The organism is Caballeronia sp. LZ008 (genome assembly GCF_031451435.1).
Classification (GTDB): Bacteria; Pseudomonadota; Gammaproteobacteria; order Burkholderiales; family Burkholderiaceae; genus Caballeronia; species Caballeronia zhejiangensis.
In genome coordinates this window covers 482,228-495,641 of record NZ_JARUXK010000004.1, presented here as the reverse complement: position 1 = coordinate 495,641, position 13,414 = coordinate 482,228, and the positions used below count along the sequence as shown (strand labels likewise).

The window sequence follows — 13,414 nt, the reverse complement described above, 5'->3', positions numbered from 1 at the left end:
CTCATCGTTTCTTTTCTTGGTGAAACGCCTCGTTCCGGTTCGGACGAGGCGTTTATTTCATCGGGCGATGCGCTCGATATCGACCTCCGCACCGCCCCGCACGACGCGGTTCGGGAGCGCGCCGCCGAGCCAGTAGGAAAGCTCGGCCGGCCTGCCGATGCGCCAGGCGACGAAATCGGCGGTCTTGCCCGCTTCGAGCGATCCGTGCGTCGCGTGCAAGCCGAGCGCCTTTGCCGCATGCAAGGTCACGCCGGCGAGCGCTTCTTCGGGCGTCAGGCGAAAGAGCGTGCAGGCCATGTTGAGCATCATGCGCAGCGAAAGCGCGGGCGACGTTCCCGGATTCAGATCGCTCGCGAGCGCGATCGGCACACGATGCCGCCGCAGTGCGTCGATGGGCGGCAACTGCGTTTCACGCAACATGTAAAACGCGCCCGGCAAAAGCACGGCGACGGTGCCGGATTGCGCCATCGCGATGGCGTCGTCCTCGGTCATGTATTCGAGATGATCCGCCGACAACGCCCGATACCGCGCCGCCAGCGACGATCCATGCAAGGACGACAACTGCTCCGCGTGCACTTTGACTGGCACGCCGAGATCGCGCGCGCATCGGAACACGCGCTCGACTTGCTCCGTGGAGAACGCGATGTGCTCGCAAAACGCATCGACGGCATCGACCAAGCCTTCTTCGACGAGCGCTGGCAGCATCTCATCGCAGATATGGGCGATATAGTCATCCGCGCGATTCGCGTACTCGGGTGGCAACGCGTGCGCGGCGAGGCAGGTCGCGCGCACGGTCAGCGGCAGCGCTTCGCCGAGACGACGCGCGACGGCGAGCATCTTCCGCTCGTTCGCGAGATCGAGCCCGTAGCCTGACTTCACTTCGAGCGTGGTCACGCCTTCGCGCAGCAGGCCGAGCGCGCGTGTTTTCGCCGCTTTGAACAGCGCGTCTTCGCTGGCTTCGCGCGTCGCGCGCACCGTACTCGCGATGCCGCCGCCGCGCGCCGCGATCTCCGCGTAGCTCACGCCTTCGAGCCGCTCCTCGAATTCGCCGCTGCGATCGCCGCCGAAAACCAGATGCGTGTGACAGTCGATCAGACCCGGCGTCACCCACGCGCCATCGAGTTCGACACGTTCGCATTCGCCGATATCCGGCGCGGCCGCGCGCGGTCCGATCCACTCGATGCGCGCGCCATCGGTCAGGATCGCCGCGTCGTCGATGACCGAATACTTGCCGCCGGCCATCGTCGCGGCGTGGCAGTGTTGCCAGAGCTTTTTCATCGCTTGTCGATCATCGGCAGATCGAGGCCTTGATCGCGCGCGCATTCGATCGCGATGTCGTAACCGGCATCGGCATGGCGCATGACGCCCGTCGCCGGATCGTTGTGCAGCACGCGCGCGATGCGTGCATCGGCTTCACGACTCCCGTCGCAGACGATCACGACGCCCGCGTGCTGCGAAAAGCCCATGCCGACGCCGCCGCCGTGGTGGATCGAGACCCACGTCGCGCCGCTCGCCGTGTTCAGCAGCGCGTTGAGCAGCGGCCAGTCGGACACGGCGTCCGAGCCGTCCTGCATCGCTTCGGTTTCGCGATTCGGGCTCGCGACGGAGCCGGAATCGAGATGATCGCGGCCGATCACGACCGGCGCCGACAATTCGCCGTTGCGCACCATCTCGTTGAACGCCAGGCCGAGCTTCGCGCGCAGCCCGAGGCCGACCCAGCAGATGCGCGCCGGCAAGCCCTGAAAACTGATCCGCTCACGCGCCATGTCGAGCCAGCGATGCAGATGCGCGTCATCGGCGATGATCTCCTTCACCTTCGCATCGGTCTTGTAGATGTCCTCGGGATTGCCCGACAGCGCGGCCCAGCGGAACGGCCCGACGCCGCGGCAGAAGAGCGGCCGGATATACGCCGGCACGAAGCCCGGGAAGTCGAACGCGTTCTCGACGCCCTCTTCCTTGGCCATCTGGCGGATGTTGTTGCCGTAGTCGAAGGTCGGCACGCCCTGTTCGCGGAACGTGAGCATCGCGCGGACGTGCTCCGCCATCGATTGCTTCGCGGCCCTCACGGTCGCCGCGGGATCGCTTTGCGCGCGATCGCGATATTGCGCCCACGTCCAGCCTTTCGGCAGATAGCCATTGAGCGGATCGTGCGCGCTGGTCTGATCGGTGACCAAGTCCGGCCGAACGCCGCGACGCACGAGTTCGGGCAGCACGTCCGCCGCGTTCGCGCACAGTGCGATGGAGATCGCGCGGCCTTCGGACGTGTAGCGCCGGATGCGCGCGAGGGCGTCGTCGAGATCGGTCGCCTGTTCGTCGACGTAACGCGTCTTCAGACGGAAATCGATGCGGCTCTGCTGACATTCGATGTTCAGCGAACACGCGAGCGCGAGCGTCGCCGCGAGCGGCTGCGCGCCGCCCATGCCGCCGAGACCGGCGGTAAGCACCCAGCGGCCTTTGAGATCGCCGCCGTAATGCTGTCGCCCGGCCTCGACGAAGGTTTCATACGTGCCCTGCACGATGCCCTGACTGCCGATATAGATCCAGCTTCCAGCGGTCATCTGGCCGTACATCGCGAGACCTTTCGCGTCGAGCTCGTTGAAGTGCTCCCAGTTCGCCCAGTGCGGCACGAGGTTCGAATTCGCGATCAGCACGCGCGGCGCGTTTTCGTGCGTCTTGAACACGCCGACTGGCTTGCCCGACTGGACGAGCAGCGTCTCGTCCGCTTCCAGACGCTTCAGCGTTTCGACGATCTTGTCGTAGCACGCCCAGTCGCGCGCCGCCCGGCCGATGCCGCCGTACACGACCAGTTCCTTCGGATTCTCGGCCACTTCGGGATCGAGATTGTTCATCAACATGCGCAGCGGCGCTTCGGTCAGCCAGCTCTTTGCGCTGAGTTGCGTGCCGCGCGGCGCGCGGATCTCGGTGTCGCGAAAACGGGAAGTCGAAGTCACGGATTGCTCCTGCGCATCAAGAAGTGAGTGTGGACAGACGCGAACGACAACCCGCGTCGAGTTCACTTCATCTTCTTGTATATACAACTTACGTTGTATTAGGGGAATCCCGATGCTTCCCATTCGAGCGATGTCGCTCCTTGTCTAGACATCTTCACGGCAGGGGAAGCCCGCTGTCGCGTTTGACTTCACGCAGCGAGAGCATCGATTCCACGGCGGTGACGCCCGGCAAAGTCCGCAGCACGTCGCGCATGAAGATGCCGTATTCGTCGAGATCGCGCGCGATGATCTGAAGCAGATAATCCGCCGTCCCCGAAATGTTGTGGCACGACACGATGCGGGCAATGCCCTGAATTTCGCGCTCGAAGCGATCCGAGAGCGCGCGGTCGTGCACGCTGAAGCGCACCTGCGCGAACGCGACGACGCCCAGTTCCAGCGCCTTGCGCGACAGCACGGCGCGATAGCCGTCGATGAATCCCTCGCTTTCGAGACGCCTGAGACGGCGCGCGCACGGCGTTTCGCTCAGGCCGACGCGCTCGGCCAGTTTCGCGACGGGCATGCGGCCGTCGTGTTGGAGCGCAGCAAGCATCGCGCGATCGATGCGGTCGATTTCGGTCATGGTGCTATCCCCTTTAAACTCTTCTGATCTTAGAGGAAAGCTGCAACCCGACTCGCAAAATCGCCTCAAAAGACCATAAATCGCTCTTTCCGAAGTGGCACGATAAAGCCTTCTGAACAGGAGCGCATCATGGTTTCGGCACACTTGCTTTGGGTTTTCATCGGCGCGCTCGCGGTCGTCTACGCGCTGCCCGGACCGGACATGGCGCTCGTGCTGCAGACGAGCGGCACGCGCGGATTCCGCCACGGACTCGCCGTCGCCGCCGGTCTCGCCACGGCACGCGCGACGCACGTCACGCTGTCGGCGCTCGGCGTTGCAGCGCTTTTGCGCAGCGCGCCGTGGCTTTACGACGGCGTGCGTATCGCGGGTGGCCTATATCTCTCGTACGTGGCGATCCAGATCTTCCGCTCGCCCGCTTTCGGACTCGAAGCCGCATCCGGACACACTGCATCCACGCTGCGCTCTGCCTACGCGAAAGGCATTCTGAGCAGCATCCTCAATCCGAAGGCGCTGCTGTTCTGCTCCGTGCTGCTGCCGCAATTCGTGCGGCCGGAGACGGGTCCGGTCTGGTCGAAAGTGGTGGAATTGGGCGTCGTGCTGGTCGTTGTCGGCGTCGCGTTCGACCTGACGCTCGCGGCGGGCGCGGTGCGTATTTCGGGCTGGCTGCGCCGTCATCCGAAAGCGCAGACGGTGCAGCGCTGGACGTTCTCCGCGGCGCTGCTCGCATTCGCGGCGCGCCTTTCGCTCGAATGATTCAGACGTCGAGCGGCTTCAGAAAGAGCTCGTGCTTCGGCGCGAAGTGCGCGTAAAGCGGCAGGATCGCGCCGCCCATCGCGCGGGCGTCGGGGCCGATCTGCCCTTCGACGAGACGCGGCCGCGTCATGCCTTGCCAGTCGAAGTTGCCGAGCGCCGCATCGGTGCGGCCAATGACTTCGCGCAGCAGATTCCGGTCGATTTCACCGTCGATCACCACGGCTTCGAGATCGAGCAATGCAGCCGACGACGCGATGCCCGTCGCGATCGCGGGACACGTCTCGCGCATCCACGCTTCCGACAGCGCGCGCCACTCCGGCGACCACGCGCGCTCATCGTGCGCCGCGGCGGCCGGCGCGCCCGCCGCGGCGAGCGCCTTTTCCAGCACGTACACCGACGCCGTATTGAGCAACTGCCCGGCGCGCTTGCCTTTCCCTCCGCCTCCGCCGACGAGCGGCAGCGATCCGATCGCGCCCGCATTCCCGCCCGGTCCCGCGTGCAATCGGCCATCGATGACAAGCCCGCCGCCGATGAACGTCCCGATGAACACATACAGGAAATCGCGCAGCCCGCGCCCCTGGCCCATCACGAGTTCGGCGGCGCACGCGGCGGTCGTGTCCTTCGCGAATTCGACCGGCAGCGCGGTCATCGCTTCGATGCGCGCGCGGATGTCGATGTCGTCCCACGCCGCGAGCGCGTCGGGCGGCGTGTCGAAGAAATCGCGCCAGCCGCCGATCCACAACGGCGCCGCGACACCGATGCCCGCGATCTTGCGCGCGTCGTCGCCGAGCGCGGCGGTGACGCGCGCGAGCCGCTCTTCCAGCGCGGGAAACAGCGTATGCGGATCCGGATACGGATACTCCAGCGTCTCGCGCGTGCGCACGTTGCCGGCGAAGTCCATCGACAGCACGTCGAGGCTGCGCCGCCCCACTTTCACGCCGATGGAAAACGCGCCGTCCGCGCGCAGCGAAATCGGCACCGACGGTTGCCCGATGCGCCCGCGCACGCGCGAACGCGGCTCTTTAGCGAGCAGGCCGTCTTCGATCAGATGATCGACGATCAGCGAAACCGTCTGCATCGACAGGCGCGTCATGCGCGCGACTTCGGCCTTCGGCAGCGCGCCATGCAGGCGGATTGCCTGCAAGACGATGCGCTCGTTGAACTGGCGCATGCCCAGTTGATTCGAGCCGATGGAGTGCATCGAAGCTTTGTGCGCGGGCCGCTCAGACATCGGCGCGTGCCTCGTGGCGCGAGCGTGCGCGCCGTGAGCGATTCATGTGTTTGTCCCCGCTGGATTAATTCGAGTCCTTTTATTTAAACATCCGCGCCGAATTTTTTCCGGATTTTTAGTCGGTTATGTTCGGGAGAGCGTCATCGCCGATCAACCTCGTCTTATCGAAAACATGAGCACCCTGGAAGCCCTTCACGCGATCGTCAACGACGAAAACGCGCCGCAAATCATTCGCGATCACATCGTCGATTCTTTGCAGTTCGCGCTGCGCAACCATCCCGGCTATTTCACGCGCAAGGAGATTCAATGGCTCGCGCAATGGGAAGACACGCGCATTCCCATCGCGGCGGCGAAGATTTTGAACGAGATGAAGACGGCTTGACGCGCGCCGCTCAGTGCGTGCCCGAGGCGCGCGCGTGCCATTCGTAGTCGAAGACGGTCGCCTGCACCGGCTCCGACAGGCTCTCGACGAAACCGATGACTTCCGGATCCTTGACGAAGCTCGCAGCCGAGCTCGCCGCGAGAATCGCCGAGCTGTCCTGCGGCCGCGCGACGAGGAAACCCTGCACATAGTCCACGCCGATCTCCTGCAGCGCGCGCAAGGTATCGATGTCCTCGACCCACTCCGCGACGCTGCGCATGCCGAGATTGCGCGCCAGCGCGACGATCGCCTCGACGATGGCGATATCGGCCGGATGCGCGCACATCGAGCGCACGAATTCGCCGTCGATCTTGAGCGCATCGGCGGACAGCGCCTTCAGATATTTGAACGACGTGTAGCCGGCGCCGAAGTCGTCGAGCGCGATCTTGCCGCCCATGTCGTGCACGCGCGCGATGAAACGCTGCGTGTTCTCCAGATCGTGCAGCGCGACGCTTTCCGTGATTTCGAGGCACAGGTAATGCACGATCGACTGATGCCGCGCGAAGAGCGCGAAGATATCCTCCATGAACTGCTCGTCGTTCAGCGAACCGCCTGAAAGATTCACGCAAATGAACTGCGTGTTGCCGAGCTGATGCCGATGCGCTTCGATCCAGTCCAGCAGCGTCGAGATGACCCAGCGATCGATCGCCGCAATGTTGCCCGATTCCTCCGCCGCGACGATCACCTTGCCTGCAGGCAGCGTTGCGCCATCGGGCGCGCGCATGCGCAGCAGCACTTCGAAGTTGAGCGATTCGGTCGGCTTGGTGAGCGACATGATCGGCTGCATCACGAGGAAAAGTCCCGGCGGCAGGCGATTGCGCCCGAGCGTCTCGACGAGCTTCAGTTCCTCCGCGCGCTCCTCGAACGCCGCCGCGCCCTTGCGGTACGTGACGAGATGCGTGTGCGCGACCTTTTTCGCTTCCCGGCACGCGCGATCCGCGTGTGAGAGCGCGTCCTGCACGCGCACGCCCTGCGAGCATTCGACGAGACCGATCGACGCCTTCACCTGAAACGCGCGATTGCCGACCTGATACGGCGCATCCGACAAAATGGAGATGAGTTCGCGGCATTGCGCGATGGCGTCTTCGATCGACGTGTCGTGCATCACGCAGACGAACTCGTCGCCGCCGATGCGTCCGACCGGATAACTGCGCGCGAAGTGCGCGCGCGTGCGGGCCGCGACCTGGCGCAGCACTTCGTCGCCGCTGCGATGGCCGAAGAGATCATTGACGAGCTTGAAGCGGTCGAGATCGACATAGGCCAGTGCCCACGGCAGCGTCTCTTCGCTTTGCGCGGCAATCGCCTTCTCGACGCCGCGCCGGTTGAGCGAGCCCGTCAGCGAATCGTGCTCGGCGAGAAAGCGCAGGCGCTCGACGGCCTTCGACCGTTCGGTCGTGTCCTGCAGCGAGCCTTCGATCCAGCCGTTCGAGCGGATTGCCTTCAACAGATAGCGGCGCTCGGCGGTGCCGCGTTCGGGCGAGCCGCCCATTTCGAGTTCGCCGTCGCTGCCCTTCGACGCGAGCGCCTGCAGCGCGCCCCACGCGCCGGCTTCGAAGTAGTCGTTCCAGTGCCGCACCTTGTAGTCGGCCTTTTGCAGATCGAGCATCGCGCGCAACGCCGGATTGGCGCGCACGAAGTGACCGTCGGAATCGAGCGTGAAGAGGCCGATCGGCGTGACTTCGTAGGTGTTGCGCAGTTCCATCTGCGCCTGGCGGCGGAAATCGCGTTCCGCGCGCATCTGCTCGGCGATCGCGAACGCCGCCATCATGCTCGACGACAGCGCGGCCATCACCGTATTGACGCCGCCGACGCGCACCTGCAGCCCGAAGGCCGCGCCGAGCACTTCCGAGAACGTGGAGAAAAGCACGATCGCGAGCGACGCGACATACCACAGCACGGTGCGCGAACGCGCCATCCACACGAGCCGCGCGAGGAAGAACAACAGCACGCAAATGCCGAAACCCGCGATGACCCAGAGCGTCGGAATGAAAAGCTCATACGGCAACGCGATCGCGGCGGCGAGCAGCACAATGCCGACGTACTGAATGACGCGCAGCAGCCAGCGATAACCGACCACGCGCAACTCGCGCCGGAAAAGCTGTTGAAAGAGCGCGGCCGTCAACAGGTAATAGGCCGCGAAGGTGATTTGCCGCAATGGCTGAATGTATTCGGTCGGCAATACGCGGCCGAGCCATTGCATGTCCCAGCCCATCGCATTTGCGCAGAGGCGCAGATTGCCGACGAGCCATACCGCGAAAATCACATAGGTCCATTCGTGATTGATGAGCGCCGTCACGAAGACGAATACCGCGAGCGTCAGCAAACCGCCGGCGATCAATCCGGAGCTTTCCTGAAAATCGAGCGCCGAATTACGGAGGCCTTGCCATTCCCATGTAAATGCGTTGATTTGCGCGGGTCCGGAAAATGTGCCCCGGCAGAGAATGTTTTCCGGTTCTTTCAATCGCCCGACGTGAATCGAGAAACCGGCTTTAACCGCGCGCATCTGGCCGCTGACGGATTCGCGGCTCGCGTCGCCGAGCGGCGCAAGCGTGTCCGCGTTCCAGCAGGCAAGCGTTTGCGCGTGACGCGACGGCAATTCGACGACCGTCGATGAATGCGCGCTCATGCTTGGCGTGGTGAAACTGAACCAGACCGGCTTTTCCGAAAGACGCGTGCTGTAGCGCGATACCGGCGTGACGCCTCGAAGCGCCACGAGCGCGTCGCCGGGATTCATGATCGCGGCTTTATCGGCGACGACGCGCAGTTGGAGCGGAACCGCGCCGCGCGTTTCGTATTGACGCGGAAGGAAATAGAGCGTGGCGATCGTACCGAGCAAAATCAGAAAAGGCACGGCGTAAACGGCGACCGCGTACAGCGCGTCGTCGATCCACGAGCCCGTGCGTCTGAATCTCGATAAGGAAGCTGGAATAACCGACGCCATTCTTGGAAAAACCCCCGTTTGCGCCCAGCGCGAAATGCGCCGGCGCAGACAGCGGCGGAGGCCGAAGCCCCGCGCGCCGCCGCTTTTGGCCAACCGGACCGCTCCTGGTCCGGTTATTCGCTATTACCGTCCTAAATACGATCGTCCGTTTCTTTTACCTGCCGTAAGCCATCAACGGAGCGTCTGGGCATCGTACCGGTTCCCAGTCAAAAGATAAATCTACAGAATGCAAATCGATGTCCGGGTGATGCGTGTTCACCATGTAATTGAAGAGCGGATGACGGGCTTCTTCCCAGCGCTGGCGCGCCGCTGCGACGTCCTTCGCGAGCACGCGATGCGGCAGCCCGCCGACATGCGACATCGGCAGGAATTCGTTGACGCCGAAAACATCCTTGAAGAGCATCGCCTCATACTCCCGATCCAGCGGCGTGCGCGCCGTGATCACCATGTAGTCGATCCCGTGCAGTTCGCAGAACATCCAGAGCGCCTTGCACAGCGCCACTTTCACCACCCGCCCCACCATGCCGCCCGCGACGCCGAGACGCGTCGCTTCCGCGAGGCGGCTCGTCGCCAGATGATCCGGCAGACGCACCGACTGCTCGACGGCGAGCGGGCCGTACGCATTGGTCTGAATACGCATCGTCCCGAGCGGTGCGCCGTCGAGTTTCGATTCCGCGAGAAGCACCGCCGTGCCGCGATCGCGGTCCGACGGCTCGATCGTCATCTTTTCGGCGAATTCGGGCAGATGCCGCCCGTAGGCCGAACGTCTGATGCTCACGGCTTTCTGCAGTCCGCCATCGTCTTCGACGATACGGATAGTAAACGGCATGCGCTCCGTTTTCTGAAGCGCGGGGACGACCGTGAGAGTCGGGCGTACCGCCGATTCGGTCTGGTTAGCGGCGGCATTGTTGGCAAGGTTCAGACGTTCCATTTGTAAACCCCATTTTTTCTTGGCGATTGGAAAGGTGCCGCGTGTTGAGGACGTTTATTGGAGGGTTCCTTACACGGGCGGGTCGAGCCTCTCACGAAGTCGAAAAAGGGGGTGCGCGCTTGCCGCTGTTTCTCAGCAACTTTTGGGCTAATTCAGTGGAAGAAAGCTTCTAATCGGCGAAAAAGCCAATCGTCGGCCGCAGCCGCAAACCGAAATATGCATATGCCAGGAAGGTATATGCGCGCCCGATGAGGGTGAAAGAACGAGGGTAAGCAGCCACCGGCCAACGCGAGAGGCATTCAGGAGAATAGCGTTCGGCGAACAGTCGCGGAGCATCGCGTAAACGCTGGAAAACATTTAATAAAAGGGGTTCGGTAACGTTTGCTTACATTTTTCTTCGCAGATTCTGCGAAACCAAAAAAATGCAAAGTTTGGGATTGCCGAAAGGCGATCGGGGAGGACGAAAAAAAGCGGGCGTCCTTCCGAAAGGACGCCCGCTGTATCACGACATAATCGTGTCGGCAGTATGAAACGCGTTGAAGCGAATTAGAAAATCAGTCCTCTTCGTCTAGCCAGGGGATATCCACGTCGGTAATGAACGCGACCATCGCGAGCGGACGGCCTTCCTGCCGCCCGATATTGCCGTCGGCGCGTTGCCACTCGCAGCGGAAAATCGTCGCGGGCGTGTCGGCGAGCAGCGTGATGGTGCGGATTTCGTCCGGATCGTTATCCTCGACCGGACCGTCGAGCGACACGAGCAATTGCTGCGGCCAGACGCCGTCGGCCGGATCGTAGATCTTGTCGCCGTCGTGGATGACGACGTGCGCCTCGACGCCGATCGTCGCCGACGCCTCGACGATCATCTTGCCGAGCGCGCGCAGCACCGCGGTGGCGCGGCCCGAGTTGGCCTGGCGGATCGCGAGATCGCCGCGCGTCAGCGCCTGCTCGAGTTTGGGGTTGGTTTTCTGTTGCGCCATCTATCTCTCTCAAGGGGTTCGTTGCGACTTTCGACGGGCACGGCCCGGCTTAAGTTGCACGCGGATCGTAGCATCGCACCAACAAAGATAGGTCGCGCGGGCGTCGGCGGCAAACCGGAGACGACAAAGCCCGCTCGACGCATGGACGGATCGCGCTCAAGTTTGCACGCGACCAGCCGATATTGCGCTCATCCCCACCGAAACGCGTGACTGCCGTGCCGTTCATCGACCTGACTGCTCCTTTGTGCGTTCGTCCGCCGGCGCTCGCTTCCCGCATGCCGTCTCCGGGCACCGCCGTGCGGCCGCCGCGACAGCGTCCCTGAACGTGCTGACCGGACATACGGAGATCGTCGACGGCATCACGCTGCGCACGCATCTGCAACCGATCTACAGCCTGCCGCACCAGCGCGAGGTGGGCTACGAGGCCCTGTTGCGCGGCGAAGCCGAAGACCGCGCGCTAGTCGGACCGTTCGATCTCTTCGCGCGCGCGATCGTCGCGGGCAAGCTGACCGAGCTCGACCGCATGAGCCATCTCACGCATCTGCGCAACGCGGCGCCGATGCTGCCCGCCGCGCACTGGCTCTTCGTCAACATCAATCCGGCGACCTTCACCGATCCCGGCTATGCCGCGCGGCTCGCGGCGGCCACGCGCGCATCCGGTCTCGCGCCCGAGCAACTGGTGATCGAAGTGCTCGAATCCGGCGGCACGGACGTCGCGGAAATCGCGCGCGCGACGCGTTCCTTTCGCGCGCAAGGCTTTCTCGTCGCGGTCGACGATTTCGGTGCGGGGCATTCCAACATCGACCGGCTGCTGACGCTGCGGCCGGACATCGTCAAGCTCGATCGCAGTCTCGTGCGGGCGAAAAGCGCTCACATGCGCGACGCGTTGCTGCCGAAGCTCGTCGATCTGCTGCACGAGTCGGGCATGTTCGTGGTCGCCGAAGGCATCGAGACGCACAAGGATCTGATGCTGGCGGCGCGCTCGAACGTCGATTTCGTCCAGGGCTATCTGCTCGGCATGCCGTCGGTGCGGCTCGCCGAGCGCGGCGCGGTCACGCCGCTTTTCGAAGACGTGTTCGACACGCTCGCGCAGATGCGCCGCACCGAGCGCCTCGCGGGCGATCTGCTTCTGCTGCCCTATCGCGCAGGACTCACGCAGGCGGCGCGGCGTTTCGCGTCGGGCGCGACGGCCGAAGCCTCTTGCGCCGACCTGCTCGCGCAGCCGTGCACGCTGAGTTGCTTTTTCCTCGATCAGGGCGGCCGCGAGTTCATGCCCGGCCTGGCGGGCGCGGCCGCGAGATCGCCGACCGCGCGGTTCGCGCCGATCGCCGATCCGTCGACGGGCCGCTGGGACAATCGTCCGTATTTCGTCGATGCCCACGCGAAGCCGCAGCAAGTCGTCGCGAGCACGCCGTATCTCTCGGTGACGGGCACGTCGCTATGTGTGACGCTGACGATCGCGACGCAGCGCAACGCCAAACCGGTCGTGATCGGCGTCGATCTCGACTGGCGTCGCCTGAGCGAAGCGGCGCCCGCGATTCTCTGACTCTTCAGCGTCTCAGGCGGTCGCGCGCTTCGTCCGCGCGATCGCATCGGCGAGCGCCGCCGCGCCCGCGCGCAGCGCCGCGACATTGCCGGGCTCGAAAGTCCAGTGTCCCGCCGCATTCACGACGGTCAGTTCCGCGCCCGGCCAGTGAGCCGCGAGGTCGAGCGCCTGATCGGCCGGACACACCATGTCGAAGCGGCCATGCACGATCCGGCAAGGCAGATGCGCAATCCGCGCGATGAGCGGCAAGAGCGGGATCGGCGGCAGTTCGTTCGCCATGTAGTGCCGTTCGAGCAACGCCATCGAGATCGCCGCCGCGTTCGCTTCCGCGCTCGGACGTTTCTCTTCCTCGGCCGGTTCCTTCTCGGGCTTGTTGACGACGGAAAGCGTCGTCTCGTACTGCGTCCACGCGCGCGCGAGCCGCGTGCCGGCTTCGTCGAAGCGCGCGAGCGGCGCTTCGGTCATCCGCAAAATGTCCTGCCCGTTCGCGGGACGCTGGCCGCACGCCGCCTCGATGGCATCGAGGAACGCGCGATGCGCTTCCGGAAACACGCGCCGCACGTCCCATAGAAACCAGTCGATGTCCTCGCGCCGCGCGAGAAAGATGCCGCGCAGCAGAAAGCCCGTGCAGCGCTCGGGATGCGCGACGCCATACGCGAGCCCGAGCGTCGTGCCCCACGAGCCGCCGAAAATCGCCCATTGCTCGATCTGTAACGCGACGCGCAGCTTTTCCATATCGCCGACGAGCGCATCGATGCCGTTCGCTTCCAGCTTGCCGAACGGCGTGGACTTGCCGCAGCCGCGCTGATCGAAGAACACGACGCGCCATTTGTCCTGCTCCAGCACCTCGGCCCATTTGACGTTCATCGCGCCGCCGGGGCCGCCGTGCACGACGAGCATCACCGGCGCGTCGCGCGGGCCCTGCGCGCGCCAGTAGATCGAATGACCGTCGCCCACGTCGAGCATGCCTTCGTCGAACTGCACCGGCGTCTGATTTTCCATTGCGCTGTTTCCTTGCTGTGTGTTTCGTCGGGGTCCATTGTT

At 64.2% G+C, this 13,414-nt stretch carries 11 protein-coding genes; 3 read left to right on the top strand and 8 right to left on the bottom strand.

From position 1 onward, the window contains the following. Positions 1-57: 57 nt before the first annotated feature. The 3 genes from hutI to QCE49_RS27020 all read right to left on the bottom strand — a co-directional run bounded on the left by hutI (position 58) and on the right by QCE49_RS27020 (position 3,570). The gene (gene hutI / locus QCE49_RS27030; RefSeq protein ID WP_008353748.1) at positions 58-1,278 is read right to left on the bottom strand and encodes an imidazolonepropionase; all 1,221 of its coding nucleotides are present in this window, start codon (positions 1,276-1,278) and stop codon (positions 58-60) included. Further along, positions 1,275-2,951: a urocanate hydratase gene (gene hutU, locus QCE49_RS27025; protein WP_250458889.1), complete on the bottom strand. Its 1,677-nt coding sequence runs from the start codon at positions 2,949-2,951 to the stop codon at positions 1,275-1,277. Before hutU ends, hutI begins: the two co-directional genes overlap by 4 nt. Before the next feature lie 154 nt (positions 2,952-3,105). Then, positions 3,106-3,570, bottom strand: coding sequence for an Lrp/AsnC family transcriptional regulator (locus QCE49_RS27020; protein WP_008353751.1), 465 nt, complete (start codon positions 3,568-3,570; stop codon positions 3,106-3,108). 129 nt (positions 3,571-3,699) lie between these two features. Between QCE49_RS27020 and QCE49_RS27015 the strand changes: the two genes are divergently transcribed. Further along, entirely contained in the window at positions 3,700-4,323 is a 624-nt protein-coding gene (locus tag QCE49_RS27015) for a LysE family translocator (RefSeq protein ID WP_250458887.1), read from the top strand. Position 4,324: 1 nt separating this feature from the next. Here the strand turns inward: QCE49_RS27015 and QCE49_RS27010 are convergent, their stop codons facing one another. Next, entirely contained in the window at positions 4,325-5,554 is a 1,230-nt protein-coding gene (locus QCE49_RS27010) for an ROK family transcriptional regulator (RefSeq protein ID WP_008353753.1), read from the bottom strand. A gap of 172 nt (positions 5,555-5,726) precedes the next feature. Between QCE49_RS27010 and QCE49_RS27005 the strand changes: the two genes are divergently transcribed. Continuing rightward, positions 5,727-5,936: a hypothetical protein gene (locus QCE49_RS27005; RefSeq protein WP_008353754.1), complete on the top strand. Its 210-nt coding sequence runs from the start codon at positions 5,727-5,729 to the stop codon at positions 5,934-5,936. A 10-nt stretch (positions 5,937-5,946) separates the two neighbouring features. Here QCE49_RS27005 and QCE49_RS27000 read toward each other — a convergent pair whose 3' ends face one another. The 3 genes from QCE49_RS27000 to QCE49_RS26990 form a co-directional block, all read right to left on the bottom strand. Next, a complete protein-coding gene (locus QCE49_RS27000) occupies positions 5,947-8,916 on the bottom strand; it encodes an EAL domain-containing protein (protein WP_309806614.1) in 2,970 nt (989 codons plus the stop codon). Positions 8,917-9,070: 154 nt separating this feature from the next. After that, the gene (locus QCE49_RS26995; protein ID WP_250458883.1) at positions 9,071-9,745 is read right to left on the bottom strand and encodes an N-acyl amino acid synthase FeeM domain-containing protein; all 675 of its coding nucleotides are present in this window, start codon (positions 9,743-9,745) and stop codon (positions 9,071-9,073) included. A 656-nt stretch (positions 9,746-10,401) separates the two neighbouring features. Beyond that, complete coding sequence (locus tag QCE49_RS26990; RefSeq protein ID WP_008353757.1) at positions 10,402-10,824, bottom strand: hypothetical protein; 423 nt, start codon at positions 10,822-10,824, stop codon at positions 10,402-10,404. A gap of 325 nt (positions 10,825-11,149) precedes the next feature. Between QCE49_RS26990 and QCE49_RS26985 the strand changes: the two genes are divergently transcribed. Continuing rightward, positions 11,150-12,370: an EAL domain-containing protein gene (locus QCE49_RS26985; RefSeq protein ID WP_144403698.1), complete on the top strand. Its 1,221-nt coding sequence runs from the start codon at positions 11,150-11,152 to the stop codon at positions 12,368-12,370. A gap of 12 nt (positions 12,371-12,382) precedes the next feature. Here QCE49_RS26985 and pip read toward each other — a convergent pair whose 3' ends face one another. After that, complete coding sequence (pip, locus tag QCE49_RS26980; RefSeq protein WP_008353760.1) at positions 12,383-13,372, bottom strand: prolyl aminopeptidase; 990 nt, start codon at positions 13,370-13,372, stop codon at positions 12,383-12,385. Positions 13,373-13,414 lie beyond the last annotated feature (42 nt).